Source organism: Sphingosinicella sp. LHD-64 (genome assembly GCF_031157375.1).
Taxonomy (GTDB): Bacteria; Pseudomonadota; Alphaproteobacteria; order Sphingomonadales; family Sphingomonadaceae; genus Allosphingosinicella.
In genome coordinates this window covers 148930-175137 of the sequence record NZ_JAVIFV010000001.1, presented here as the reverse complement: position 1 = coordinate 175137, position 26208 = coordinate 148930, and the positions used below count along the sequence as shown (strand labels likewise).

Genomic DNA, 26208 nt, shown 5'->3' with positions numbered 1-26208 from the left:
GGGGTCTCACAGCAGGAAGACGTCGCCGGCATGGATGACGCGCGCGGTGCCGTCCGGCAAGCGCAGCCTGAGCGCGCCGGCCTCGTCCAGGCCGTCGAACAGCCCCTCGCCTTCCGACGTGGCGAGCGCCGTTCCCATGGGATGGGCGGCGGCCAGCCAGGCCTTGCGGACAGGCGCGATGCCTTCGCCCCGCCAGCGCAGCAGCCAGCGGGCGAAGATCTCGGCGAGGGTTTCGGCGAAGGTCGCCGGATCGGGCGCGGCGCCGGCGAGCGTGGCGATGCTGGTCGCCGGGCGGTCGGGAAGATCGGGGTGGTGCGCGAGATTGACGCCGAAGCCGATCACCACCGCCTCGTCGTGCCGCTCGAGCAGGATGCCGGCGAGCTTGGCGCCGTGGACGATGAGGTCGTTGGGCCATTTGACCTGGACGCAATGGGCGTGGAGCGACACCGCCTCGTGCAGGGCGACGGCGGCGACCAGCGCCAGCGTCGGGGCCGGCGGGTCGCCGGGCGCGAGGCGGACGAGCGTGCTGGCGTAGAGATTGCCGGGCGGGGACTGCCAGGCCCTGCCCTGCCGCCCGCGGCCGCCGGTCTGGCGTTCGGCGCGCAGCCACGCGCCCTCCGGCGCACCCTCGCGGGCCAGCGCCGCGACATCGTCGTTGGTCGAGCCGGTCTCTTCGACCGTGCGGATCAGAACAACGACCACGCCGCCGCGAGGGTGGCGGCGCTGAGCGCCGGGATCGCGAGATAGCCGAGCGGCGAGACGAACAGGGCCGAGGCGAGGATGAGACCCGCGCCGACCGGCTCGCGGGTCTCGGCGAAGGCCGGCGCGGGCTCGTCGAAATACATCATCTTGACGATCATGATGTAATAGAAGGCGCTGATCACCGAGGTCGCGATCGACACGGCCGCGAGCCAGGTGAGGTCCGCCGCGACCGCCGCCTGGAAGACCAGGAACTTCGGCCAGAAGCCGAAGAGCGGCGGGATGCCGGCGAGGCTGAACATGAAGATCGCCATCGCCATCGCCAGCATCGGCCGGGTGCGCGACAGGCCGGACAATGAGGCGATCGTCTCGACCGGCTGATCGTTGGCGTCGCGCATGCGCAGCACGACGAGGAAGGCGCCGAGCGTCATCACGACATAGACCGTCATGTAGAACATCACGGCCGCCGCCCCTTCCGGCGTGGCGGCGGCGAGGCCGACCAGGGCGAAACCGATATTGTTGATCGAGGAGTAGGCGAGCAGGCGCTTGATGTTCTTCTGGCCGATCGCCGCGACGCCGCCGAGGATGGTCGAGGCCAGCGCGGTGAAGATCACGATCTGGCGCCATTCGCCCGCGGCCGGGCCCATCGCCTCGACCGCGACGCGGACCAGCAGCGCCATCGCCGCGACCTTGGGAGCCGAGGCGAAGAAGGCGGTGACCGGGGTCGGCGCGCCCTCGTAGACGTCCGGCGTCCACATGTGGAACGGGACGGCGCTGATCTTGAAGGCGAGGCCGGCAAGAACGAAGACCAGGCCGAACAATTCGGCGGTCGAGACGCCGTCATTGCCGAGCGCGGCGGCGATGCCGTCGAAGCCGGTCGTGCCGGTGAAGCCGTAAAGCAGCGAGATGCCGTAGAGCAGGATGCCCGAGGCCAAAGCGCCGAGGACGAAATATTTGAGGCCGGCCTCGGAGGAGCGGCTGTCGGTGCGCTGGAAGGCGGCGAGGACGTAGGCGGCGAGGCTCTGCAGCTCGAGGCCGACATAGAGGGTGAGCAGGTCGCTGGCCGAGACCATCATGCCCATGCCGACCACCGCGAACAGCACCAGTACCGGATATTCGGCGCGATAGTCGCGGTCGCGGCCGAACCAGCTCATCGCCGCGAACAGCGAGACGATGGCGGCGAGGTAGACGATGACCTTGGTGTAGGCCGCGAACGGATCGGCGGCGAACAGGTTGTGGAAGGCGCTGCCGCCCGGGCTGGCGAGGCCGGGCAGGAAGGCGGCCGCCGTTGCCAGCGTCAGGATCGCCGCCCAAGTCAGCGCCGGGGCGGCGCGGTCGCCCGCCCAGGCGGCGATCATCATCAGGATCAGGCCCGAGACCGTCAGGATCAGCTCGGGGAGGACGAGAAGGAAGTCGTTCATCATGACCGCGATTCCCGATCTCTCGTCATTCCAGCGAAAGCTGGAATCTCTTTGCCTTCGCTCAAAAAAGAAGGGAGATCCCAGCTTTCGCTGGGATGACGGGAGCGGGGGTTACACATCAGTGTGCCTCCCCTTCATGCGCAGCCGGAGCCGGCGCGCCGGCGGTGACATGGGCATCGCCCTCCGGCGCGGCGCGGGCGACGCGCTCGAGCAGGACGGCGACGTCCTGGCGCATCGGGGCGAGGAAGCTCTCCGGATAGACTCCCATCCACAGGACGACGGCAGCGATCGGCGCCATCATCGCCCATTCGCGCCTGGTGAGGTCCGGCAGCTTCGCCGCCTCCTCGGTCCGTGCCGTGCCGAAGGCGATGCGCCAGTAGAGCAGCAGCATGTAGGCGGCGCCGAGGATGATGCCGGTGGTCAGCACCGCGGCCAGCCAGCTATTCGCTTCATAGGCGCCGACCAGCGCGAGGAACTCGCCGACGAAGCCGGAGGTGCCGGGGAGCGCGACCGCGGCCATGGTGAAGACCATGAAGAACAGGGCATAGGCGGGCATGTTGTTCGAGAGGCCGCCATATTTGTCGATGTCGCGGCTGTGCAGCCGGTCGTAGACCACGCCGACGCACAGGAAGAGCGCGCCCGAGACCAGGCCGTGCGAAAGCATGACGACGAGCCCGCCCTCGATCCCCTGCCGGTTGAAGGTGAAGATGCCGGCGGTGACGAACGCCATGTGGGCGACCGACGAATAGGCGATCAGCTTCTTCATGTCCTGCTGGACCAGCGCGATCAGCGAGGTCAGCACGACGGCGGCCATCGACAGGCCGAAGACGACCCAGACAAGCTGGGCCGAGGCTTCCGGGAACATCGGCAGCGAGAAGCGGACAAAGCCGTAGCCGCCAAGCTTCAAGAGCACGCCGGCGAGGATCACCGAGCCGGCGGTCGGCGCCTGGACGTGCGCGTCGGGCAGCCAGGTGTGGAACGGCCACATCGGCATCTTGACCGCGAAGCTGGCGAAGAAGGCGAGCCAGAGCAGGGTCTGCGCCTGGGGCGGGAAATCGGTGTTGAGCAGGACCGGGATCGAGGTGCTCTCAGCGTAGTTCACCATCCACAGCATCGCGATCAGCATCAGCACCGATCCGAGCAATGTGTAGAGGAAGAACTTGTAGGCCGCGTAGATCCGGTTGGCGCCGCCCCAGATGCCGATGATGAGGTACATCGGGATGAGGCCGGCCTCGAAGAAGATGTAGAAGAGGAAGATGTCCTGCGCCATGAACGTGCCGAGCATCAGCACCTCCATGAACAGGAACAGCGCCATATATTCGGGCACGCGCCGGTCGATCGCCTCCCAGGAGGCGGCGATGCAGATCGGCATCAGGAAGGCGGTCAGCACGATCAGCAGCAGCGCGATGCCGTCGATGCCGAGCGCCCAGCGGAAGGCGTTGCCGAACAACGCGGCATCCTCGACGAACTGCCATTGCGGCCCGCCGATCTGGTAGGTCGCCCACAGGCCAATGCAGAGCGCCAGCGTCGCCAGCGTGGTGACGAGCGCGATCCAGCGGGCGGCCGCGGCGCTGCTGACGAGGCAGGCCACCGCACCGAGCAGCGGCAGCGCGAGGATCGCGGAGAGAATAGGGAAGCCGTCCATCTTAGTGCGCCATCGCCCAGGTGGTGGCGGCGGCGACGCCGAGCAGCATCACCAGCGCGTAGCTGTAGACATAGCCGGTCTGGAACCGGGCGGTGAGCTTCGTGCCGGTCGCGATCGCGGCGGCGAAGCCGTTCGGGCCGAACCGGTCGATCGTCCCCTCGTCGCCGCGCTTCCAGAAGAAGCGGCCGAGCCAGACGGCCGGGCGGACGAAGATCGCGTGGAACAGCTCGTCGAAATACCACTTGTTGAGCAGGAAGCGGTACAGGACGTCGAAATGGCTCGCGAACGCCGCCGGGAAGGCCGTGTTGCGGATATAGGCGTAGAAGGCGATGCCGAGGCCGATCAGCATCACCACCGCCGGCGACAGCTTCACCCAGAGCGGCACCTCATGCATCGCATGCATCAGATGGCTGTCGAAGGCGATCGAGCCGCCCCAGAAGTGCACGCCCTGCTCTGCATCGATGAAGAAGGCGGTGAACACATAGCCGGCGAAGATCGCGCCGACCGAAAGCAAGGCGAGCGGGATCAGCATCGACCACGGGCTCTCGTGCGGATGATAGCCGCCGGTGCCTTCCGTCATCTGGTGGGCGCCGGCCTCGTGCGCATGGGTGTCGTGGCCGGCATCCTCGGCGTCCGGATGATCGTGATGATCGCCGTGGAGCGCGTGCTGGATATGCTCGGACTGGGTCCAGCGCGGCTTGCCGAAGAAGGTCAGGAACACCAGGCGCCAGCTGTAGAAGCTGGTCAGCAGCGCCGCGAACACGGCGATGAAGAAGGCGAAGCCGCCGAACGGCACGCCGCTCGCGAACGCGGCCTCGATGATCGCGTCCTTGGAGTGGAAGCCGGCAAAACCTGCGTGGAGCCAGTAGATGCCGACGCCGGTGATGGCGAGCGTGCCGATCGTCATCGCCCAGAAGGTCAGCGGGATGTGCTTCCGGAGGCCCCCGTAATAGCGCATGTCCTGCTCGTGGTGCATCGCGTGGATGACCGAGCCCGCGCCGAGGAACAGCAAAGCCTTGAAGAAGGCGTGGGTGAAGAGGTGGAACATCGCCGCGCCATAGGCGCCGACGCCCGCGGCCATGAACATGTAGCCGAGCTGCGAGCAGGTCGAATAGGCGATCACCCGCTTGATATCGTTCTGGACCGTGCCGACCGTTGCCGCGAACAAAGCGGTGAGCGCGCCGACGAAGGTCACCACCGCCATCGCGGTCGTGCTCGTCTCGAACATCGGCGAGAGGCGGCAGACCATGAACACGCCGGCGGTCACCATGGTCGCGGCGTGGATCAGGGCGGAGACCGGGGTCGGGCCTTCCATCGCGTCCGGCAGCCAGGTATGGAGGCCGAGCTGCGCCGATTTGCCGCAGGCGCCGATGAACAGCAGGATGCAGATCAGGGTCATCGTGTCGATGCGCGTACCAAGGAAGCCGATCGTCGAGCCGGTCATGTTCGGCGCGGCGGCGAGGATGTCGGGGATCGAGACGGTGCCGAAGACCAGGAAGGTCGCGAAGATGCCGAGGCTGAAGCCGAAATCGCCGACGCGGTTGACGATGAACGCCTTCATCGCCGCGGCATTGGCGCTTGGCTTGTGGTACCAGAAACCGATGAGCAGGTAGGAGGCGAGACCGACGCCTTCCCAGCCGAAGAACATCTGGACGAGATTGTCCGCCGTCACCAGCATCAGCATCGCGAAGGTGAAGAGCGAGAGATAGGCGAAGAAGCGCGGCTGGCTGTCGTCCTCCGCCATGTAGCCCCAGGAGTAGAGGTGGACGAGCGCCGAGACGGTCGTCACCACCACCAGCATCACCGAAGTGAGCGCGTCGACCCTGAGCGCCCAGCTCACCTGGAGATCGCCCGAATGGATGAAGTTCAGCACCGGGTGGAGCTGCGAGTGCTCCGTCCCCGCCATGAAGCCGAAGAAGATCGGCCACGACAGGAACATGCCGACGAACAGCGCGCCGGTCGTGATGAGCTTGGCCGCAAAATTGCCGATCATGCGGTTGCCGAGCCCCGCGATGATGGCCGCCAGCAGGGGCAGGAAGACGATCGCCTGGACCATTATTCAGCCCCACCCGTCACCCCGGCGAAGGCCGGGGACTCAGGACCAGAAGTCACGGCGGGTCTCGCCGAGATCCCGGCCTTCGCCGGGATGACGAATATGCGCTGCATCTTCGTCACCCCTTCATCTGGTTGATGTCGTCGACCGCGATCGTGCCGCGGTTGCGGAAGTAGATGACGAGGATGGCAAGGCCGATCGCGGCTTCCGCGGCCGCGACGGTGAGCACGAACATCGCGAACACCTGCCCGACCATGTCCCCCAGATAGGCGGAGAAGGCGACGAGGTTGATGTTCACGGCGAGCAGGATCAGCTCGATCGCCATCAGGATGACGATGACGTTCTTGCGGTTGATGAAGATGCCGAGCACGCCGAGCACGAACAGGATCGCGCCGACGGCGAGGTAGTGGCCGAGGCCGATCACGACGGTATCTCCGATGCCGTCGCCCCAGCGAAGGCTGGGGTCTCAAGGAGCCCCTCCGAGACTTCTGATCCTGAGATGCCAGCCTTCGCTGGCATGACGACGACGTGAATCACAGCTCGACCCCCTGCCCCACTGGCGGCTGCGTGTTGACGACCGCGTCCTGCGGGCGGCGGCGGACCTGATCGGAGATCTTCTGCGGCCGGGTGTCCTTGCGGGCGCGGTGGGTCAGCACGATCGCGCCGATCATCGCGACGAGGAGAACCAGGCCCGCCGCCTCGAAGATGAAGAGGTAGCGGCTGTAGAGCAGCTGGCCGAGCGCGGCGATGTTGGAGGTCTCGGCCGGGGTCGGCGCGGTCCGCCCGGCGATGTCGATGCCGCCGGCATTGTGGGCGAGCAAGGCGGCGCCCAATTCCGCCAGCAGCGCCAGCGCGAGCATCACGCTCGGGAACCAATATTGGGAAATGCCCGCGCGCAACTCGCTGAAATCGATGTCGAGCATCATCACCACGAACAGGAACAGCACCGCGACCGCGCCGACGTAAACGATGACCAGCAGGAAGGCGAGGAACTCGGCGCCGATCAGCACGAACAGGCCCGCCGCGTTGAAGAAGGCGAGGATCAGCCAGAGCACCGAATGGACCGGGTTGCGCGAGGCGATCGTCATCACGCCGGAGACGATCACGAGCGTCGCGAACAGGTAGAAGGTGAAGACCTGGATCATGACGGCCCCAACAGGCCGTCACCCCAGCGAAGGCCGGGGTCTCGGGCGACTTGGCCGAGTCTCTTTCTGCCTGAGATCCCGGCCTTCGCCGGGATGACGGTAAGATTTTGCATGGCCCCGTTGGATGACGTGCGAGTCTGCATGGGCGCTTACCGGTACGGCGCATCGGCGGCAAGGTTCGCGGCGAGCGCGCGCTCCCAGCGGTCGCCATTCTCGAGCAGCTTCGCCTTGTCGTAGATCAGCTCCTCGCGGGTCTCGGTGGCGAAGTCCATGTTCGGCCCCTCGACGATCGCATCGACCGGGCAGGCCTCCTGGCACAGGCCGCAATAGATGCACTTGGTCATGTCGATGTCGTAGCGGGTGGTGCGCCGGCTGCCGTCCGCGCGCGGCTCGGCCTCGATCGTGATCGCCAGCGCGGGGCAGATCGCCTCGCACAGCTTGCACGCGATGCAGCGCTCTTCCCCGTTCGGATAGCGCCGCAGCGCATGCTCGCCGCGGAAGCGGGGCGAGATCGGGTTCTTCTCGTAGGGATAGTTGATCGTCGCCTTGGGCTTGAAGAAATACTTCAAGGTCAGCCAGTGCGCCTTCACGAACTCCCAGAGGGTGAAGGTCTTGATCCAGTGGGCTACCACGGCAGCATCCCCTGCTTCTGGAGCATCAGATATCCGGACACGAGGAACACCCAGATGAGCGAGATGGGCAGGAAGATCTTCCAGCCGAGCCGCATGAGCTGATCGTAGCGGAAGCGCGGCACGGTGGCCTTCACCCAGCTGAACACGAAGAAGAAGAACAGGATCTTCGCGAAGAACCAGAACATGCCGGTGATGCTGGCGTTGAACAGGAAATCGTAAAGGATCGGGATGTCCAGTGGCGGCAGCCAGCCGCCCCAGAACAGCACGGCGTTCATGCCGCACATCAGCAGCACATTGCCATATTCGCCGAGCCAGAAGAGCGCGAAGCTCATCGAGCTGTATTCGGTCTGGTAGCCGGCAACGAGCTCGCTCTCCGCCTCGGTCAGGTCGAACGGCGCGCGGGCGGTCTCGGCCATGGCGGAGATCAGGAAGATCACCGCCAGCGGGAACAGCAGCGGGTTGAAGCCGAAGCCGTTGACGAGGCCGAAGATATGGCCCTGCTGCGCGCCGACGATGCCGGACAGGCTGAACGTGCCCGCCCAGAGCACGACCGGAATCAGCACGAAGCCGATCGAGACTTCGTATGAAACCATCTGAGCGGCGGCACGCAACGCGCTGTAAAACGGGTATTTCGAGTTGGACGCCCAGCCGGCGATGATGATCCCGTAGACGCCGAGCGAGGAGACCGCGAGCAGGTAGAGCAGGCCGACATTAATGTCGGCGAGCACCATGCCCGGTCCGAACGGGATGACCGCCCAGGCGATGAGCGCGACGGTGAAGGTGATGACCGGCGCGATCAGGAACAAGGCCCGGTTGGCGCTGGACGGGACGATCGTCTCCTTGAGGAAGACCTTGAGGCCGTCGGCGAAGCTCTGCAGCAGGCCGAACGGCCCGACCACGTTGGGCCCGCGCCGCAGCGCCATCGCCGCCCAGATCTTGCGGTCGGCATAGATGATCATCGCGACCGCCAGCATCAGCGGCAGCGCGATCAAGAGGATCAGGATGAGGTTGGCGACGAACCAGCCCCAGCCGAAGCCGAGCCAGGATTGGAAGAAGGCGGTCATCGGGTGAGTCCCAAAAGCCCTCTTCCCAGTGGGGAGAGGGTTGGGTGAGGGGGTCGGTTGTTGGCGGACAATCTCAAAGGCGGAGCCCCCTCACCCCGGCCCTCTCCCCCACGGGGAAAGGGGGCATAAGCGTGCACCGACGGGCTTCCCATCGTAAGGCCGCCCCCACACCCGGCCGTCACCACCATTTCGCGTTCCAGATCATGGAGATGACGATGACCGCCATGACCAGCGCGCCGCAGCCGACGGTGAGCCGTCGCGGCAGTCTGTCCACCAGCCACTCGGTGAACGCCTCCCAGATACTCACGCAGCGCTCCCTTGCCTGTCGACGACCGCATCATTCCGCCGCCTCCGCGAAATCCTGCCCGTGGAGGAGTTCGGCCGAGCAACGCTGCAGCGTCGCCGAAGCGCGGGCGATCGGGTTGGTGAGGTAGAAATCCTTGATTGGATAGGCGACCTCGGTCCCCTTCCCGATCTTCGGCGCGTCGATTTTCGGCGGCGCCCAGACGAAAGGAACGAGGCCGGGCTCGGCGAATTCGGGGTGATCGGCGAACAGCCGGGCGCGGAGCTCGCCGAAGCTGTCGAACGGCAGCCGCTGGCCGAGCACGTCGGAGAGCGCACGCAGAATCGACCAGTCCTCGCGGGCGTCGCCCGGCGCGTCGACCGCTTTCTCGCTGTACTGGACGCGGCCTTCGAGGTTCACATGGATGCCGTGCTTCTCGCTATAGGCGGCGCCCGGCAGGATCACATCGGCCGCATGGGCACCCTTGTCGCCATGGTGGCCGAGATAGACCTTGAAGCTCTTCGCGAACGGCGCGAGGTCCGCCTCGTCCGCGCCGAGCAGGAAGAGCAGCTTGGGCGCCTTCTGGGCCAGCGACGCCATGCCGCCATCCTGCGCATAGCCGAGCATCAGCCCGCCGGTGCGCGCGGCGACGGTGTGGAGGACGTTGAAGCCGTTCCAGCCGTCGCGGATCAGGTCGAGCGTCTTGACGAGCGCGAGGCTGGCCGCCTGCCCTGCCGGCGTCTTGATCGCCGCGCCGCCGACGATCACCGCCGGACGCTGGGCATCCTTGAACGCGTCCGTCGCGTCCTTCGGCAGCTTGTGGAGCAGCGACAGATCGTCGCCGAGCCACTGGACCTTGTAGGTGAGATCGACCTCTGGTCCGATCGCGAACACCTTCGCGCCGGCCAGCACCGCCTTGCGGATGCGGGTGTTGACGAGACTCGCCTCCCAGCGCGGGTTGGTCCCGACGAGCAGGATCGCGTCCGCCGTCTCGATGCCCGCGATGGTGGTGTTGAAATTGACCGCGGCGAGATTCGACGCGTCATAGGCGAGGCCGGTCTGGCGGCCCTCGATCAGGGTCGAGCCGAGCGCGGCGAGCAGCTGCTTCGCCGCATACATGGTCTCGACGTCGACGAGATCGCCGGCCACTGCCGCGACGCTATCCTTCGCCTCGGCGGCGATTTCGGCGATCTTCGCGAACGCCTCTTCCCAGGTCGCCTGACGGAGTTTGCTGTTCTCGCGCAGCCACGGGCGGTCGAGGCGGCCGCGGGTCAGGCCGTCGACGACGTAGCGGGTCTTGTCGTGCGCCCACTCCTCGTTGACGTCCTCGTTGATCCGGGGAAGCGCGCGCATCACATCGCGGCCGCGCACGTCAAGCCGGATGTTGGTGCCGACGCCGTCGGTGACGTCGATCGCCGGGACCTTGCGCAGCTCCCATGGGCGCGCCTCGAAGGTGTAGGGCTTGGACGTCAGCGCACCGACCGGGCAGAGATCGATCACGTTGCCGCTGAGCTCCGAGCCGAGAGCGTGCTCGAGATAGGAGGTGATCTCCATATCCTCGCCACGCCCGATCGCGCCCAGATCCTCGACGCCCGCGACCTGATCCATGAAGCGGATGCAGCGGGTGCACTGGATGCAGCGGGTCATCACCGTCTTGACGACGGGGCCCATATATTTCTCGGTCACCGCCCGCTTGTTCTCGTCGTAGCGGCTGTGGCCCTTGCCATAGGCGATCGACTGGTCCTGCAGGTCGCACTCGCCGCCCTGGTCGCAGATCGGGCAATCGAGCGGGTGGTTGATGAGCAGGAACTCCATCACCCCCTCGCGCGCCTTCTTCACCATCGGCGTCATGGTGAAGATTTCCTGGTTGTCGGCGGCAGGCAGCGCGCAGGAGGCCTGCGGCTTGGGCGGCCCTGGCTTCACCTCGACGAGGCACATCCGGCAATTGCCGGCGATGGCGAGCCGCTCGTGATAGCAGAAACGCGGGATTTCCTTCCCGGCCAGCTCGCACGCCTGAAGCACAGTCGCGCCCTGCGGAACCTCGATCTCGACGCCGTCGACCTTGAGCTTAGGCATCTCCGCGCACCCATTCGTCATTCCCGCGAAAGCGGGAATCCAGCTTGTGTTCGATCCCGTCGGCCGCGAAGGCAGCGGGATTCCCGCTTTCGCGGGAATGACGGGGCAAGGGCAGGTTCATTCGCCTCATTCCGCCGCCTCCAGCGTCCGGCCGCGCCGCTCCTCGATGCGGCGCTCGATCTCGGGGCGGAAGTGGCGGATCAGGCCCTGGATCGGCCAGGCGGCGGCGTCGCCGAGGGCGCAGATCGTGTGGCCCTCGACCTGCTTGGTGACGTCCCAGAGGGCGTCGATCTCGTGAATTTCGGCGTCGCCGGTGACAAGGCGCTCCATGACACGCCACATCCAGCCGGTGCCCTCGCGGCAGGGCGTGCACTGGCCGCAGCTCTCGTGCTTGTAGAAATAGGAGATGCGGCTGATCGCCTTCACCACGTCGGTGGACTTGTCCATGACGATGACGGCGGCGGTGCCGAGGCCGGAGCCCAGGTCCTTGAGGCCGTCGAAGTCCATCGGCGCGTCGATGATCTGCGCCGCCGGCACGAGCGGCACCGAGGAGCCGCCGGGGATGACGGCGAGGAGATTGTCCCAGCCGCCGCGGATGCCGCCGGCATGGCGGTCGATCAGCTCGCGGAACGGCACGCCCATCGCATCCTCGACGACGCACGGCCTGTTCACATGGCCGGAGATCTGGAAGAGCTTGGTGCCCTCGTTCTTCTCGCGCCCGATGCCTGCGAACCAGCTCGCGCCGCGGCGCAGGATGGTCGGGACGACGGCGATCGATTCGACATTGTTGACCGTGGTCGGGCAGCCGTAGAGGCCGGCGCCCGCCGGGAACGGTGGCTTCAGGCGCGGCTGGCCCTTCTTGCCCTCCAGGCTCTCCAGCATCGCGGTCTCTTCGCCGCAGATATAGGCGCCGGCGCCGCGGTGGACGAAGAGGTCGAAATCGTAGCCCGATTTCGCCGCGTTCTTGCCGAGCAGGCCGGCATCATAGGCCTCCTGCACCGCCGCCTCGAGTCGCCAGGCCTCCTGGATGAACTCGCCGCGGATGTAGATGTAGCCGGCGCGGGCGCGCATCGCATAGCCGGCGATCAGCGCGCCCTCGATCAGCTTGTGCGGATCGTGGCGGATGATCTCGCGGTCCTTGCACGAGCCCGGCTCGGATTCGTCGGCGTTGATGACGAGGAAATTGGGTTTGCCGGGCTTCGGCTCCTTGGGCATGAAGCTCCACTTCATGCCGGTCGGGAAGCCGGCGCCGCCGCGGCCGCGCAGGCCCGAGGCCTTGATCTCCTCGATTATCGCGTCCTGGCCGCGCGCCATCAGGCCCCTGGTATCGTCCCAGTCGCCGCGCTTCTCGGCGGCCTTCAGCTCCCACGACTGATAGCCGTAGAGATTGGTGAAGATGCGGTCCTTGTCAGCGAGCATGACGGACTCCGTGGGAGATCGTCACCCCGGCGCAGGCCGGGGTCTCGGCGCGCAACGCCGTGACCTCTTGTCCCGAGATGCCAGCCTGCGCTGGCATGACGGGATGGTGCGGAAGCGGCGGCGTCACAGCGCATTCTCCGGGACGGGCGGCGGCGCGGGCTGCGCGGGGTTCTGCGCGCCCTGGTTGCAGAATTCGACGAAGGCGCGGTCCATCTCGCCCGGGTTCATCTGCGGCTCGACGAAGGCGTCCTCGCCGCCGACGACGATGTAGCGCTGGCTGCGGCCGGCCTGGGTGAAGGCGCCGCAGATGATCGTGACGCCCTCTGCGCGCGACCGGCGCGGCTCGGAGAAGCTGATGCCCCGCGCCCCGGCCGCGCCGAGCTTCTCGCGGACCAGGCGCTGGGCGATGCCGACGTCGCCCTCGACCTGGGGCGCCTTGGCGGGCTCCACGACATTGTTTGCAGGCACTTCAGCTTGGCATGAGGCGAGCAGCGGCACGGCGATCATCGCGCGCAGGCCAAGCCCAATCCCGTCACCCTGAACTTGTTTCAGCATCCATGCCTCCACCGCTTCGGCGAGAGGAAAACTGGACCCTGAAACAAGTTCAGGGTGACGAGGGCGGGAGAACGCCGTCCCATCACCACTCCCCCCGGTAGTCATGGTTCTCTTTCACCATCGCCTGGAGCGTGGTCGGGCCGCCTTCGGGGGCGCTGGTCTGGCGCTCGACCTGCGGACCGGGCTTCGGCGCCTGGCCAGCGGCGAGCGCGTCGAGGATCGCGGTCATGCTGTCGAAGGTCAGGTCCTCGTAATTCTCGTCGTTGATCTGGACCATCGGCGCGTTGGCGCAGACGCCGAGGCATTCGACCTCGGTCAGCGTGAACAGGCCGTCGCCGGTCGTGTGGCCCTTCTTCATGCCCCTGACGTAGCAGGCGGCGAGCACGTCGTCCGAGCCGCGCAGCATGCAGGGCGTGGTGCCGCAGACCTGGACGTGGTGGCGGCCGACCGGGACGAGGTTGAACATCGTGTAGAAGGTCGCGACCTCATAGGCCCTGATCTTTGGCATATCGAGGAAGGCGGCGACATATTCGATCACCGGGATCGGCAGCCAGCCCTGCGTGTTGGTCTCGGCGCCGATCTGGCGCTGGGCGAGATCGAGCAGCGGAATGACCGCGCTCTGCTGACGGCCCGGCGGATAGCGGTCGACGACCTTCCTCGCCTCGGCGGCATTGTCCTTCGTCCAGGCGAAGGACCCCCAGCGCTCGCGGATTTCCGGCGTGTCGGGAAGACGCTTGGCGGCCATCAGATCGTCTCGAGCCTCTCGCGGGTATAGTGGGACGGGCTGGCGCCTGTGTTCGGCTCGCCCTCGCGGTCGAGCATCAGGATCTGGCATTCGCCATTGGCCACCGGACGATGCTCCGTCCCCTTCGGCACGACCAGCATCTCGCCCGGCGCGAGCTTCACGAGGCCGTCGCGGAACTCGATGCCGAAATCGCCCGAAATGACCATGAACAGCTCGTCCGTCCCGGCATGGCTGTGCCAGGTGAATTCGCCGTCCACCTTGGCGATGCGGACCTCGTTGCCGTTGTAGCGGCCGACGACGCGCGGGTTCCAGTGATCGGAGAAGCTGGCGAGCTTCTCGGCGATGTTGACGGGCTGCGGCGTGGCAAGGCGTGCGGCTTCAGCCATGATTTTGAGTCCCGTTTTTCTTCCGCTCGACAGGAAAGAAAGCCTGCCAGAAGACGAGGCCGACCGTGTAAAACAGGAAAAGGACGAAACCAGCTACGAAAATTGTGTCCAAATTCTCTTGAACAAAACGATTCATCGGCGAGGACGGAGCAGTCCAATCAAGCAGTGCCGCGGAGCCAAAAACAGCGACGGCGACAATCACAGAGTAGAATAGGGCAACCGCCCGACTGCGCACCAACGAAGGCTGGCCAGCCAAGCGGGAGTCCAGTTGCTCCCCCGCATCATAAGCGGCTCGCCAAGGCGTCTTCACCGATCGCACTCCCCGAACACGATGTCCATGGCGCCGAGGATGGCGGTCACGTCGGCGAGCATGTGGCCCTTGGACATGAAGTCCATCGCCTGGAGATGGCTGAAGGCGGTGGGGCGGATCTTGACGCGGTACGGCATGTTGGTGCCGTCGCTCACCAGATAGACGCCGAACTCGCCCTTGGGGCTCTCGGTCGCGACATAGACCTCGCCGGCGGGGACGTGGAAGCCTTCGGTGAACAGCTTGAAGTGATGGATGAGCGCTTCCATCGACTGCTTCATCTCGGCGCGGCGCGGCGGGAAGACCTTGCGGTCGAGCGTCGCCACCGGGCCTTCCGGCATTTCGTTGAGGCACTGCTTCATGATCCGCGCGGACTGACGGACCTCCTCGACCCGGACCATGAAGCGGTCGTAGCAGTCGCCCTTGGTGCCGATCGGCACGTCGAAGTCCATCCGGTCATAAACCTCGTAGGGCTGGCTCTTGCGGATGTCCCACGGGATGCCGGCGCCCCGGATCATCGGGCCGGAGAAGCCCCAGGCGAGCGCGTCTTCCTTCGAGACGAAGGCGATGTCGACGTTGCGCTGCTTGAAGATGCGGTTGTCGGCGACCAGGCTGATCGCGTCCTCGAACAGGCGCGGCAGGCGTGTGTCGAGCCAGTCGGCGATGTCGGTGAGCAATTTCAGCGGCACGTCCTGGCGCACGCCGCCCGGGCGGAACCAGTTGGAGTGCATGCGCGCGCCGGTCGCCCGCTCGAAGAAGTTCATGCAGTCTTCGCGGATCTCGAACAGCCACAGGTTCGGCGTCATCGCGCCGACGTCCATGACGTGGGAGCCGAGGTTCAGCATGTGGTTCGAGATGCGGGAAAGCTCGGCGAAGAGCACGCGCATGTACTGGCCACGCAGCGGGATTTCGAGGTCCATCAGCTTCTCAATGGCGAGCACGAAGCTGTGCTCCATCGGCAGCGGCGAGCAGTAATCGAGCCGGTCGAAATAGGGCAAAGCCTGGAGATAGGTCTTGTACTCGCAAAGCTTCTCGGTGCCGCGGTGGAGCAGGCCGATATGGGGATCGACCCGCTCGATGATCTCGCCGTCCAGCTCCAGCACGAGGCGCAGCACGCCATGTGCGGCCGGATGCTGCGGGCCGAAGTTGATCGTATAGTTGTTGATCTCGGTCTCGCCGGCTGGCGCGGTGGTGGCGTCGGGCTGGGTCAGGGTCTCGCTCATGCCTCACCCTTCGGCTTGCGGGGGCTGCGCGGCTTTTTCGGCGCATCGGTTTTCGGCGCGGCCTTGCGGGCGCGCGACGGTTTGGCCGCCTCGGTGTTCGCAGGCTCGCCCGCGCCGGTGTCGGATTTCTTCTCGGTGGTCTTGGGCGTGGGCGGCGGCGGGGCGGCCGGCGACCTGGCCGCGTCGGCCTCCTTGATCTCGTCCGCACTCAGCGGGGTCGGCGCGCCCTTCGCTTCGGGCAGCTTCGCCTTCTCGTCGCCGGGCAGGATATACTCCGCGCCCTCCCACGGGGAGAGGAAGTCGAATGTCCGGAAATCCTGGGCGAGCCGGACCGGCTCGTAGACCACCCGCTTCTGCTCTTCCGAATAGCGCAGCTCGACATAGCCGGTGAGCGGGAAATCCTTGCGCTGCGGATGGCCGCGGAAGCCGTAGTCGGTGAGGATGCGGCGCAGATCGGCGTTGCCCGCGAAGAGCACGCCGTACATGTCGAACACCTCGCGCTCGAGCCAGCCGGCGACCGGATAGACGCCGGTCACGCTCGGCACCGGCGTCTCCTCGTCGGTCGAGACGCGGACGCGCAGCCGATGGTTCTTCGTGACGGAGAGCAGGTGGTAGACCACCTCGAACCGCTCGGCGCGCTCGGGATAGTCGACCCCGGCGATCTCCATGAGCTGCTGATAGTCGAACCGGTCGCGCAGGATGGTGAGCGCCTCCGCGGCGCTCTCGCGGGCGACGTCGATCGAGACTTCCCCGACTTCATCCTTGGCGGAGAGGAAGGCGGGCCCGAGCGCGGCTTTCACCGCGTCGATCAGCCCTTCGCGGGCCGGGACAAGGGGTGCGACGCTTGGCATGGCTTACCGCTCGATCGTGCCTTCGCGGCGGATCTTCCGCTGCAATTGCATGATGCCGTAGAGCAGGGCCTCGGCAGTCGGCGGGCAGCCCGGCACGTAGATGTCGACCGGCACGATCCGGTCGCAGCCGCGCACCACGGAGTAGCTGTAGTGATAATAGCCGCCGCCATTGGCGCAGCTGCCCATCGAAATCACGTAGCGCGGCTCGGACATCTGGTCGTAGACCCGCCTGAGCGCCGGCGCCATCTTGTTGCAGAGCGTGCCGGCGACGATCATGACGTCCGACTGGCGCGGGCTCGCGCGGGGCGCGGCGCCAAACCGTTCAAGATCATAGCGGGGCATGTTCACATGGATCATCTCGACCGCACAGCATGCCAGGCCGAAGGTCATCCACCAGAGCGAGCCGGTCCGCGCCCACTGGAACAGGTCCTCGGTGGTGGTGACGAGGAAGCCCTTGTCCGAAACCTCGGACTGGATCTGGTTGAAGATGTAGGGATCCGGCACCGTGGCACCGTCTGAGGCACCTGGGGCCGGCTGCATCGGAACGCCACGGGGATCGACGATCACTCCCATTCCAGCGCCCCTTTCTTCCACGCATAGGCGAGGCCCAGCGCCAGCTCGATGATGAAGATCATCATCGCGAACCAGGCGGTCCAGCCGAGATCGAACACGCTCACCGCCCAGGGGAAGAGGAACGCGGCTTCGAGATCGAAGACGATGAACAGGATCGCAAGCAGATAGAAGCGCACGTCGAACTGGGCGCGGCTGTCCTCGAACGCCGGGAAGCCGCATTCATATTCGGCGAGCTTGTCCGCATAGGGCCGCGAGGCGCCGGTCAGCTTCGCCACGATCATCGGCAGGACGACGAAGGCGAGGCTGAGACCCAGCGCGACGGCCAGGAACAGCAGGATCGGCAGATAACCGGCGGCAACAGTCGCCATGAACCAGACTCTCTCCCCAGAGGATGGGGCGGCTTTAGGACTGCTGCAGGTGCGAAGCAAGGCTTTGGACGGCTCTTCTTCCCACAAATCCGTCATTCCCGCGAAGGCGGGAATCCCGCTTCTTCTACCCGTCCTTTCTCCGCGCACTCCGCGTCTCCGCGCGAACCATTCTTGATGCACGCGGAGAGTCGGAAGCGCGGAGGAGAAAGGGAGATTCCCGCTTTCGCGGGAATGACGGCAAGAGACGGACTCAGCTCCTCAGCGCACCCGCGACAAGCTTGTGAAGGCGGGAATGCAGCTCGCCATTGGCGGCCAGCACCTGGCCCTTGGCGACGTTCGCGTCGCCGCCGCGGAAGTCGGTGATGAACCCGCCCGCCTCGCGCACCAGGATCAGGCCGGCGGCGATATCCCAGAAATTGAGATCCTCTTCCCAGAAGCCCTCGTAACGGCCGGCCGCGACCCAGGCGAGGTCGAGCGCCGCCGAGCCGAAGCGGCGGATGCCGGCGACCTCCGGCGCGACGACGCCGAGGATTTTCTGAAAGCGTTCCGTATCGCCATGGCCCTTGAAGGGAATGCCGGTGGCGACCAGCGCCTCGTCGAGGTGACGGCGCGAGGAGACCCGCAGGCGCCGGTCGTGGAGCCAAGCGCCCCTGCCCTTCTCCGCCCAGTAGCTCTCGTCGGTGAGCGGCTGGTAGACGAGGCCGTGGCTGATCTCGCCCCAGCCCTGCCCGCCCGGCTTCGGTTCCTGCACCGCGATCGAGATGGCGAAATGCGGGATGCCGTGAAGGAAGTTGGACGTGCCGTCGATCGGATCAACGATCCAACGGGGCTTCAGCGGATTGCCTTCGATCGCGCCGCCCTCCTCGAGCAGCAGGCCCCAGTCCGGTCGCGCATGGCGCAGTTCCTCGACGAGGCTCTGCTCGGTGCGCTGGTCGGCGAGGCTGACGAAATCGGCCGGACCCTTGCGGCTGACCTGGAGCTGCTCGACCTCGCCGAAATCGCGGCGCAGACGCCCCGCCGCCTTGCGGGCGGCGCGCTCCATGACGGTGATGAGGCCGGAATGGGATACCATGTCATTCCTCTCCCCTCCCGCTTGCGGGAGGGGCTGGGGGTGGGGTTGACGAGAGGTTGGCATTGCCCACCCCTCGATCCCCTCCCGCAAGCGGGAGGGGAGGAAAATCAGTCCGCGCGGCGGACGTAGGTCTGCTCGTAGACGTCGACGACGATGCGGGTGCCGCTCGCGATGTGCGGCGGCACCATGACGCGGACGCCATTGTCGAGCATGGCCGGCTTGTAGCTGGAGGAAGCGGTCTGGCCCTTCACCACCGCGTCGGCCTCGACGATCACTGCCTCGATCGTGTCGGGAAGCTGCACGCTGATCGGCTCGTCGTCGTAGAGCTCCATGATCACGTCCATGCCGTCCTGCAGGAAGGCGGCGGCGTCGCCGAGCAGGTCGCGGGGCAGCGTCACCTGATCGTAGGTGTCCTTGTCCATGAAGACGAGGCCGTCGCCGTCGGCGAACAGGAACTGGAAGTCCTTGGTGTCCAGGCGCACGCGCTCCACCGTTTCGGCCGAGCGGAAGCGGACGTTGTTCTTGCGGCCGTCGCGCAGGTTCTTCAATTCGACCTGCATATAGGCGCCGCCCTTGCCGGGCTGGGTGTGCTGGATCTTCACCGCGCGCCAGATGCCACCTTCATATTCAATGATGTTGCCGGGACGAATGTCCACGCCGCTGATCTTCATGCTTCGCTCGCTGACTGGAAAGGATTGGCGGGCGCTTTAGCGGCGCGCGCCGTTCCCCGCAAGGAGCGGGTACGGGTTGATCGCCGTGCCCTGGTGCCAGCGCTCGCCCGGCGCCATCGCATGGATTGCGAAATGGAGGTGCGGCCCGGCGGGATCGGCATTGCCGGTGCTGCCGACCAGGCCGATCGGATCGCCGCGGCGCAGATGCTGGCCCTCGCGCAGTCCGGGCGCATAGGCCTGAAGATGGGCATAATAATAGACCCAGCGCCCGTCGCCGGAGCGGACATAGGCGCTGATCCCGCCGCCGCCGTGGCTGAAGTAGAGTTTCTCCACCGTGCCGTCGGCGGCGGAGACGACCGGCGTTCCGGCCGGCGCCATGATGTCGGTCGCATTGTGGGCGCGCGCCCCGCCGGCCCGCGACTGGCTGTAGGTGTCGACGAGCTGGTCCGGCCTCACACCCGCAACCGGGATGGCCAGCCTCGAGGGCGCGGCGATGATCGGCCGCCGGCTGGTCCGCAGGGCAGTCTCAACCCCTGCCGTGCTCGGCGCCTCACGACTATCGTCGAGCGGAGTCGCCGAAAACCAGATCATGCTGACGAAGAACAGGATCACGCCGCCCGTGATAAGCCAAAGCAAGGGGACCGCCAGCCTTTGCATTGGATTGAAACCTGTCCCGAGCCGACAACGTTCCCTCGCCATGAAGGAGATCCGCATCGGCTGCTCAGGCGGGAGCTATCGCGACTGGCACGGGCCCTTTTACCCTCAAGACTTGCCCATGAAAAATTGGTTCGCCTTCTATGCCGAGACGTTCGATACCGTGGAGATCAACAACAGCTTCTATCGGTTGGTCACCGACCGCGACGCGCGCCATATGCGGGATCATCGACGCACGGGCCTTCGGAGCAGCGATCCTCAATAGGGCCGCTCCATGGAACAAATGCCCGCCAGGCCGACCTGACCAGTTGAGGGCCGGCATCGCCTCGGGCATAGTGCGGTCGAGGGGGTACAGAAGTGGCATCGACCTTCTTCGGCCAGGTACGCAGCAGGATCGGGACGGGTGGCCTTGTCATCGGCGCCATCGTGCTTGCGGCTGTGATCTTCGTGGTCATCAACGCCGTCCGGGACATTACGCCGACGGCGGTCGACACGGCCACCGGCAGCCGGTTCACCTGCACGGTGCTCAGCGTCTATGACGGCGACGGGCCGATCAACTGCGCCGAGGTCGACGGGGCGGGCGAACAGGTCAGCGTACGCCTGCGAGGGATCGAGGCGCGCGAGCCCGACAATACGTGCCAGATGGAGGTCTGCCCTCCTCTCTCCGGACAGGAAGCCAAGGCGATCCTCACCCGACTGGCGGTCGGGCAGCTGCAATGCGTCTCCTTCGGCCCCTCCTACAACCGCGTCGATTCCAGCTGCACCTCGCCCACCGGCGTCGATATCAGCTGCGAGCTGATCCGCACCGGAGCGGCCGTGCGCTGGCCGGAATATGACCCCGAACAGCGGCTGGTGAACTGCGTGCCGGCGGCGCGTCGGTAAGGCCGCTACGGGATGATCAAAAGCCTCCGGCTGCGCCTCAGCCATACCGCCCTCGGGCCGGCGGTGGTGATCTGGGGGTTCGGCTATGTCCTCGTCGACATCTTCGCCTTCCTGATGGGCCGTAGCGCGCCGGGAACGAACCTCCTGGCATCCGTTCCGATGTTCCTGCTCGGGATAGGACTGACGCTGACCCTCGATGAGCTGCGGCAGGCGCTGCAATCGCGCGGCTGGATACTTCGTTGGACGCTGCTCGCGCTTGCCGTCGTCACCGCGACCGTGATCCAGACCTTGTTCGATCTCTACTGGCTGCGCTGGGTCGCGATGACCCTGGCGCCGCGCTGGCAGGAATGGGCGCTGCTCATCGGCCTGCAGCGGGTGTTCACGGTCGGCATCCTCTATCTCTGGACCTTCTGCCTCGCCATCACCCTCCTCTGGGCGGCGCGGTTCAGCGCGAAGTTCGAGGCCAGCAACGCCCGGGCCGCGCGCGCCGAGGCGGCCGCGGCCAAGGCGGAGGCGGCGGCGCTGCGGCTCCAGCTCAACCCGCATTTTCTGTTCAACACGCTGAACTCGATCTCCAGCCTCGTCCATCTCGAGCGCAAGCATCAGGCGGAGGAAATGATCGACCGTCTGTGCGAGTTCCTGCGCGCCTCGCTCAACGCCGATCCGATGGCGGACGTGCCGCTTTCGCAGGAAATCGATGGCATCGACGCCTATCTCGACATTGAGGCGACCCGCTTCGGCGACCGGCTCGACGTCAGGATCGATGTAGAGCCCGGTGTGGCGGAGACGCCGGTGCCGAACTTCCTGCTCCAGCCGCTGGTCGAGAACGCGATCAAACATGGTGTGGCGCGCATCAAGGGGCCGGCTGCGCTCCGTGTCGCCGCGGCACGGCAAGGCGGTGCGCTCGTGCTCAGTGTTCTCAACAGCTTGCCGAGCGATCTGGATGTCGCAGCCGAAGACTGTCCGGCGCGTCCCAGCACGGGGATCGGCCTTGCCAATATCCGCCAGCGTCTCGCCAACCGGTTCGGGGCGGCCGCCAGCCTGGAGACGGGCGAGACGGACGAAGGCTATCGGGCCGTGATCCGGTTGCCTCAGGCCTGAACGACGGACTGGAACGCCGCAACGGCGGCGGCGGGCCCTTGCGGATGACTCCAGACCGCGTTGCTCACCGCCAGGAAGTCGGCGCCCGCTTCGACCAGCACGCGCCCGTTCTGAGGCGTGATGCCGCCAATCGCGACGCAGGGGATTTCGAACAGGGTCGACCACCAGCCGAGGATCGACGGGTCGGGGCGGTGGCTGACATTCTTGGTCGTGGTGGGGAAGAAGGCGCCGAAGGCGACATAGTCCGCTCCGGCTTCCCCCGCCTCCATCGCAAGATGGCGGCTGTCGTGGCAAGTGACGCCGATCTGCGCCGACGGGCCCAGCAACGCCCGCGCATCGTGCGGATCGCCGTCCCCCTGCCCCAGATGCACCCCGTCGGCGCCGAGCCGTTTGGCGAGACCCATATCGTCGTTGACGATGAAGGCGACCTCGCGATCGCCGCAGATCCGCTGAAGCGGTTCGGCGAGGCGCGCTGCCGCATGCTGATCGATGCCCTTCACGCGGAACTGGAAGGCGGCGACCGGCCCGGCTTCGAGCGCGGCCGCCAGCCGGACGGGGAAATCGCCGCCCACGTCGGTCGGCGAGATCAAGTAGAGCTGGCAGGCCGGGCGCCGCGGATCGCGTTCGAAGCGCGCCGCGAAGCCCGGATCGAGGTCGAGATCGTCTTCGTCCATAGCCCCTCCCGTCATTGCGAGCGCAGCGAAGCAATCCAGCATGGCGCCATGGATTGCCGCGTCGCTGCCGCGAAGCGGCAGTTTATCCTGAGCGACGTCGCAGGCGGCGTCGAAGGGCTCCTCGCAATGACGGTACCGGACAGGGTCACGCCTTGACGACCGAGGCCTGGTAGATCTCGTCGATCGCGTCGCCCAGCGCCGTGTCGAATTCGGGGTCCGTCATCTGGTGGCGTAGATCCTCGAGCAGCGCGCGACTGAAGCTGGCGATCATCCCCCGATTCTTGGCGAGTTCCGCACACGCCTCGGGCCGGGCGAAGCCGCCGGAGAGCGCGACGACGCGCAACACGCGCGGATGATCGACCAGCGGGTCGAACAGGCCGGGCTGGGCCGGAATCGAGAGCTTCAGCATCACCTTGTCGGTGCCCGGCATCGCGTCGAGCGCCTTGGTGAGCTCCTCGAGCAGGATCTGGTCCGCTTCGGCGCGCTCGGCGCTCTTGATGTTGACCTCGGGCTCGATGATCGGGACGAGGCCGGCACCAAGGACCTGCTGGCCCACCTCGAACTGCTGCTTCACCACCGCAGCAATGCCCTCGCGGTTCGCGAGGTTGATGACCGAGCGCTCCTTGGTGCCGAACACGCCAAGGCCGTTGGCGCGACTCAGCAGCGCGTCCAGCTCCGGCATCGGCTTCATCAGCTGGACGCCGTTCGCCTCGTCCTCCAGGCCCTTGTCGATCTTGATGAAGGGGACGACGCCGCGCTCTTTCAGCACCTGCGGCACCGGCTTGCCGTCGATCTGGCCGTCCATCGTCCGCTCGAACAGGATCGCGCCGATCACCTTGTCGCCGGAGAAGGCCGGCGAGGTGATGATCCGGCTGCGCATCTGGTGGATGAGGCCGAACATCTCCTCGTCGTTGGAGAAGGCGTCCGCCTCGATCCCGTAGCCCTTCAGCGCCTTGGGCGTGGAGCCGCCGCTCTGGTCGAGCGCGGCGATGAAGCCCTTGCCGCCTGCGATCTTGGCCGTCATTTCGGAATCCTGCATCGATCTGTCCTCGGTTTTCGTGTGAACGGGGTTCAGGCGCGATCCGGCACCGGGGCCCAGGGCGGGCCCTTCAGCTCCAGATTGTTGCCTTCGGGATCGGAAAGGTAGACGGACGGGCCGACGCCATCCGCGCCGTAGCGCGAGACGATCTCGCTCTCGATCCCGTGCGATTTCAGATGGGCGAGCACCGCTTCGCCGTCCCAAGGCAGGACGCGGAAGCAGATATGGTCGACATTGCGGCCTTCCGGCCCCGGCGCCGCGCCGCCCATGCGGCCGAGCTTGCCGTCGACCGGGACGAGGTCGATCAGCGAGTTGCCGGCACGCAGTTGATAGAGACCGACGGCCTCTTGGCGTTTCTCCCAGCGGGCGCCGAGCACATCGATATAGAAGCTGGCGACGCGATCGAGGTCGACGACGCGCAGCACGACATGATCGATGTCGCGGAGATTGATCACACCCGCTCCAACGCTTTCACGCCGGGAAGTTCCTTGCCTTCCATCCACTCGAGGAAGGCGCCGCCGGCGGTGGAGACGAAGGTGAAGTCGCCCGCGACCCCGGCCTGATTGAGCGCCGCGACGGTGTCCCCGCCGCCGGCGACAGACGTCAGCGTGCCTTCCTGGGTCAGCGCTGCCGCATAGCGGGCCAGCGCGACGGTGGCGGCATCGAAGGGCGGCGTCTCGAAGGCACCAAGCGGACCGTTCCAGACCAGGGTGCGGCAAGTCTTGAGCGCGTCCGACAAGGCCTCGACCGCCGCAGGGCCGATATCGAGGATCATCTCGTCCTCGGCCACCTCGTGGACGTTGCAGGTGCGCAGGCTCGGCGGATTGGCCGCGAACTCCTTCGCCACCACCACGTCATAGGGAAGGTGGACGGTGCAATTCGCCTTGTCGGCCGCGTCGAGAATCTCTTCGGCGGTGCCGGTGAGATCGCGTTCGGCGAGGCTCTTGCCGATCGCGACGCCGCGCGCGGCGAGGAAGGTGTTGGCCATGCCGCCGCCGATGATCAGGTGGTCAACCTTGGTCACCAAATGCTTGAGCACGTCGAGCTTGGTCGAGACCTTGGCGCCGCCCACGACGGCCGCGACCGGCCGCTCGGGATTGCCCAGCGCTTTTTCCAGCGCGTTCAGCTCGGCTTCCATCGATCGACCCGCATAGGCCGGCAACAGGTGGGCCAGCCCTTCGGTCGAGGCGTGGGCGCGATGGGCGGCGGAGAAGGCGTCGTTGACGTAGAGGTCGCCAAGTTCGGCCATGTCCGCGGCCAGCGCCGGGTCATTCTTCTCTTCGCCGGCGTGGAAGCGGGTGTTCTCGAGAATCGCGACGTCGCCCGGCGCCAAGGTGGCGATCGCCTCCTTCGCCTCCGGTCCGCAGCAGTCGCCGATGAACCGCACCGGCCGGCCGAGCACATTCTCGTAGGGCCTGGTCACCAGCGCCAGCGACATGTCGGGCCGGCGTTCACCCTTCGGCCGCCCGAAATGGGCGAGCAGCAGGACGATCGCGCCTTTGTCCGCAAGGCCGGCGACGGTCGGCAGCGTGGCGGTGAGCCGCGTGTCGTCCGTCACCACGCCATCCTGCATCGGCACGTTGAGGTCGACGCGAACGAGTGCGCGCTTGCCGGTTACGTCGCCGAGATCGTCGAGAGTGCGGAACAACGCCATGACGTCAGATCAGCTTCGCCATCGCCTTGGCCGTGTCGACCATGCGGTTCGAGAAGCCCCATTCATTGTCGTACCAGGAAACGACGCGGACGAGCTTGCCCTCCATCACGATCGTCTCCAGGCTGTCGACGGTCGAGCTCGCCGGATTGTGGTTGAAGTCGATCGAGACGAGCGGCTCGTCGGTATAGGCGAGGATGCCCTCGAGCGCGCCTTCGGCGGCGGCCTTCAGGATCGCGTTCACCTCTTCTGCCGTCGTGTCGCGGCTCGGGGTGAAGGTCAGGTCGACGAGGCTGACGTTCGGCGTCGGCACGCGCACCGACGAGCCGTCCAGCTTGCCCTTCAGCTCCGGCAGCACCTCGCCCACCGCACGGGCGGCGCCGGTGGTGGTCGGGATGATCGACATGGCGGCGGCGCGGGCGCGGCGCTTGTCCTTGTGGATCTGGTCGAGGATCTTCTGGTCGTTGGTGTAGGCGTGGATGGTGGTCATGAAGCCGCGCTCGATGCCGATCGCGTCGTGCAGGACCTTGGCGACGGGCGCCAGGCAGTTCGTGGTGCAGGACGCGTTGGAGACGATCGTGTCGGTCGCCTTCAGCTTGTCGTCGTTGACGCCGAAGACGACCGTGATGTCGGCGCCCTTGGCCGGCGCGGAGATCAGCACGCGCTTCGCACCCGCGTCGAGATGCTTCTGGGCGCTCTCGCGATCGGCGAAGAAGCCGGTGCATTCCAGCGCGATGTCGACGCCGTTGGCGGCGTGCGGCAGCTTGGCCGGGTCCTTCTCGGCGGTGACGTGGATGCGCTTGTCGTCGATGATGAGGTCGTTGCCCTCGGCGCGGACTTCGCCCGGATAGGCGCCGTGGACGGAGTCGCGCTTGAAGAGGAGCGCGTTGGACTCGGCGTCGGCGAGATCGTTGATCGCGACCAGTTCGAGACCGCTGTCCTTGTTCTCGAGGATCGCGCGGGCGACGAGGCGGCCGATGCGGCCGAAGCCATTGATCGCAACTTTGGTGGCCATATAA

30 protein-coding genes are annotated in these 26208 nt (G+C 66.4%); 3 read left to right on the top strand and 27 right to left on the bottom strand.

Annotated elements, in window-relative coordinates:
- Window positions 1-6: 6 nt before the first annotated feature.
- From RCO27_RS00880 to RCO27_RS00775, 22 genes are all read right to left on the bottom strand, one after another.
- Window positions 7-702 carry a biotin--[acetyl-CoA-carboxylase] ligase gene (locus tag RCO27_RS00880; RefSeq protein ID WP_309000756.1) on the bottom strand — a complete coding sequence of 232 codons (696 nt, stop codon included), beginning with the start codon at window positions 700-702 and terminating at the stop codon, window positions 7-9.
- A complete protein-coding gene (gene nuoN, locus RCO27_RS00875; RefSeq protein WP_374990341.1) occupies window positions 687-2123 on the bottom strand; it encodes an NADH-quinone oxidoreductase subunit NuoN in 1437 nt (478 codons plus the stop codon). Before nuoN ends, RCO27_RS00880 begins: the two co-directional genes overlap by 16 nt.
- A gap of 115 nt (window positions 2124-2238) precedes the next feature.
- On the bottom strand, window positions 2239-3765 hold the full coding sequence (locus RCO27_RS00870) for an NADH-quinone oxidoreductase subunit M (RefSeq protein WP_309000755.1): 1527 nt from the start codon (window positions 3763-3765) through the stop codon (window positions 2239-2241).
- Between the two features lies 1 nt (window position 3766).
- On the bottom strand, window positions 3767-5821 hold the full coding sequence (gene nuoL, locus RCO27_RS00865; protein WP_309000754.1) for an NADH-quinone oxidoreductase subunit L: 2055 nt from the start codon (window positions 5819-5821) through the stop codon (window positions 3767-3769).
- 115 nt (window positions 5822-5936) lie between these two features.
- Window positions 5937-6242 carry an NADH-quinone oxidoreductase subunit NuoK gene (gene nuoK, locus RCO27_RS00860; RefSeq protein ID WP_309000753.1) on the bottom strand — a complete coding sequence of 102 codons (306 nt, stop codon included), beginning with the start codon at window positions 6240-6242 and terminating at the stop codon, window positions 5937-5939.
- 109 nt (window positions 6243-6351) lie between these two features.
- Window positions 6352-6963, bottom strand: a complete 612-nt coding sequence (locus RCO27_RS00855; RefSeq protein ID WP_309000752.1) for an NADH-quinone oxidoreductase subunit J — start codon at window positions 6961-6963, stop codon at window positions 6352-6354.
- Window positions 6964-7112: 149 nt separating this feature from the next.
- Window positions 7113-7595, bottom strand: a complete 483-nt coding sequence (nuoI, locus tag RCO27_RS00850) for an NADH-quinone oxidoreductase subunit NuoI (protein ID WP_309000751.1) — start codon at window positions 7593-7595, stop codon at window positions 7113-7115.
- Window positions 7589-8659, bottom strand: a complete 1071-nt coding sequence (gene nuoH, locus RCO27_RS00845; protein WP_309000750.1) for an NADH-quinone oxidoreductase subunit NuoH — start codon at window positions 8657-8659, stop codon at window positions 7589-7591. The genes nuoI and nuoH overlap by 7 nt, the downstream gene beginning before the upstream one ends.
- 178 nt (window positions 8660-8837) lie before the next feature.
- The gene (locus RCO27_RS00840; protein WP_309000749.1) at window positions 8838-8966 is read right to left on the bottom strand and encodes a hypothetical protein; all 129 of its coding nucleotides are present in this window, start codon (window positions 8964-8966) and stop codon (window positions 8838-8840) included.
- Between the two features lie 30 nt (window positions 8967-8996).
- Window positions 8997-11018 (bottom strand): NADH-quinone oxidoreductase subunit NuoG, encoded by a 2022-nt coding sequence (gene nuoG / locus RCO27_RS00835; RefSeq protein ID WP_309000748.1) that lies wholly within the window; start codon window positions 11016-11018, stop codon window positions 8997-8999.
- A gap of 126 nt (window positions 11019-11144) precedes the next feature.
- Entirely contained in the window at window positions 11145-12437 is a 1293-nt protein-coding gene (nuoF, locus tag RCO27_RS00830) for an NADH-quinone oxidoreductase subunit NuoF (protein WP_309000747.1), read from the bottom strand.
- A 123-nt stretch (window positions 12438-12560) separates the two neighbouring features.
- The gene (locus RCO27_RS00825; RefSeq protein WP_309000746.1) at window positions 12561-12992 is read right to left on the bottom strand and encodes a hypothetical protein; all 432 of its coding nucleotides are present in this window, start codon (window positions 12990-12992) and stop codon (window positions 12561-12563) included.
- Between the two features lie 82 nt (window positions 12993-13074).
- A complete protein-coding gene (gene nuoE, locus RCO27_RS00820; protein ID WP_309000745.1) occupies window positions 13075-13737 on the bottom strand; it encodes an NADH-quinone oxidoreductase subunit NuoE in 663 nt (220 codons plus the stop codon).
- The gene (locus tag RCO27_RS00815; protein ID WP_309000744.1) at window positions 13737-14123 is read right to left on the bottom strand and encodes a cupin domain-containing protein; all 387 of its coding nucleotides are present in this window, start codon (window positions 14121-14123) and stop codon (window positions 13737-13739) included. The genes nuoE and RCO27_RS00815 overlap by 1 nt, the downstream gene beginning before the upstream one ends.
- Entirely contained in the window at window positions 14116-14433 is a 318-nt protein-coding gene (locus tag RCO27_RS00810; protein ID WP_309000743.1) for a hypothetical protein, read from the bottom strand. The genes RCO27_RS00815 and RCO27_RS00810 overlap by 8 nt, the downstream gene beginning before the upstream one ends.
- Window positions 14430-15653, bottom strand: a complete 1224-nt coding sequence (locus tag RCO27_RS00805; RefSeq protein ID WP_309000742.1) for an NADH-quinone oxidoreductase subunit D — start codon at window positions 15651-15653, stop codon at window positions 14430-14432. The genes RCO27_RS00810 and RCO27_RS00805 overlap by 4 nt, the downstream gene beginning before the upstream one ends.
- Entirely contained in the window at window positions 15650-16504 is an 855-nt protein-coding gene (locus tag RCO27_RS00800; protein ID WP_309000741.1) for an NADH-quinone oxidoreductase subunit C, read from the bottom strand. The genes RCO27_RS00805 and RCO27_RS00800 overlap by 4 nt, the downstream gene beginning before the upstream one ends.
- A 3-nt stretch (window positions 16505-16507) precedes the next feature.
- Complete coding sequence (locus RCO27_RS00795; protein ID WP_374990340.1) at window positions 16508-17077, bottom strand: NuoB/complex I 20 kDa subunit family protein; 570 nt, start codon at window positions 17075-17077, stop codon at window positions 16508-16510.
- Window positions 17068-17445: an NADH-quinone oxidoreductase subunit A gene (ndhC, locus tag RCO27_RS00790; RefSeq protein WP_309000740.1), complete on the bottom strand. Its 378-nt coding sequence runs from the start codon at window positions 17443-17445 to the stop codon at window positions 17068-17070. Before ndhC ends, RCO27_RS00795 begins: the two co-directional genes overlap by 10 nt.
- Before the next feature lie 250 nt (window positions 17446-17695).
- A complete protein-coding gene (locus RCO27_RS00785; RefSeq protein WP_309000739.1) occupies window positions 17696-18517 on the bottom strand; it encodes an inositol monophosphatase family protein in 822 nt (273 codons plus the stop codon).
- 107 nt (window positions 18518-18624) lie between these two features.
- Window positions 18625-19188: an elongation factor P gene (gene efp, locus RCO27_RS00780; RefSeq protein ID WP_309000738.1), complete on the bottom strand. Its 564-nt coding sequence runs from the start codon at window positions 19186-19188 to the stop codon at window positions 18625-18627.
- 36 nt (window positions 19189-19224) lie between these two features.
- Window positions 19225-19824, bottom strand: a complete 600-nt coding sequence (locus RCO27_RS00775) for a M23 family metallopeptidase (RefSeq protein ID WP_309000737.1) — start codon at window positions 19822-19824, stop codon at window positions 19225-19227.
- A 61-nt stretch (window positions 19825-19885) separates the two neighbouring features.
- Between RCO27_RS00775 and RCO27_RS00770 the strand changes: the two genes are divergently transcribed.
- From RCO27_RS00770 to RCO27_RS00760, 3 genes are all read left to right on the top strand, one after another.
- On the top strand, window positions 19886-20107 hold the full coding sequence (locus RCO27_RS00770; protein ID WP_309000736.1) for a DUF72 domain-containing protein: 222 nt from the start codon (window positions 19886-19888) through the stop codon (window positions 20105-20107).
- 92 nt (window positions 20108-20199) lie between these two features.
- Window positions 20200-20724: a hypothetical protein gene (locus RCO27_RS00765; protein WP_309000735.1), complete on the top strand. Its 525-nt coding sequence runs from the start codon at window positions 20200-20202 to the stop codon at window positions 20722-20724.
- Between the two features lie 12 nt (window positions 20725-20736).
- A complete protein-coding gene (locus RCO27_RS00760; protein WP_309000734.1) occupies window positions 20737-21825 on the top strand; it encodes a histidine kinase in 1089 nt (362 codons plus the stop codon).
- Here the strand turns inward: RCO27_RS00760 and thiE are convergent.
- From thiE to gap, 5 genes are all read right to left on the bottom strand, one after another.
- Entirely contained in the window at window positions 21816-22499 is a 684-nt protein-coding gene (thiE, locus tag RCO27_RS00755) for a thiamine phosphate synthase (protein WP_309000733.1), read from the bottom strand. The two genes, RCO27_RS00760 and thiE, sit on opposite strands and share 10 nt — an antisense overlap.
- A 145-nt stretch (window positions 22500-22644) precedes the next feature.
- Window positions 22645-23538: a fructose bisphosphate aldolase gene (locus RCO27_RS00750; RefSeq protein WP_309000732.1), complete on the bottom strand. Its 894-nt coding sequence runs from the start codon at window positions 23536-23538 to the stop codon at window positions 22645-22647.
- 32 nt (window positions 23539-23570) lie between these two features.
- A complete protein-coding gene (locus tag RCO27_RS00745) occupies window positions 23571-23993 on the bottom strand; it encodes a VOC family protein (RefSeq protein WP_309000731.1) in 423 nt (140 codons plus the stop codon).
- On the bottom strand, window positions 23990-25192 hold the full coding sequence (locus RCO27_RS00740; RefSeq protein ID WP_309000730.1) for a phosphoglycerate kinase: 1203 nt from the start codon (window positions 25190-25192) through the stop codon (window positions 23990-23992). The genes RCO27_RS00745 and RCO27_RS00740 overlap by 4 nt, the downstream gene beginning before the upstream one ends.
- A gap of 4 nt (window positions 25193-25196) precedes the next feature.
- Window positions 25197-26204 carry a type I glyceraldehyde-3-phosphate dehydrogenase gene (gene gap / locus RCO27_RS00735; RefSeq protein ID WP_309000729.1) on the bottom strand — a complete coding sequence of 336 codons (1008 nt, stop codon included), beginning with the start codon at window positions 26202-26204 and terminating at the stop codon, window positions 25197-25199.
- Window positions 26205-26208 lie beyond the last annotated feature (4 nt).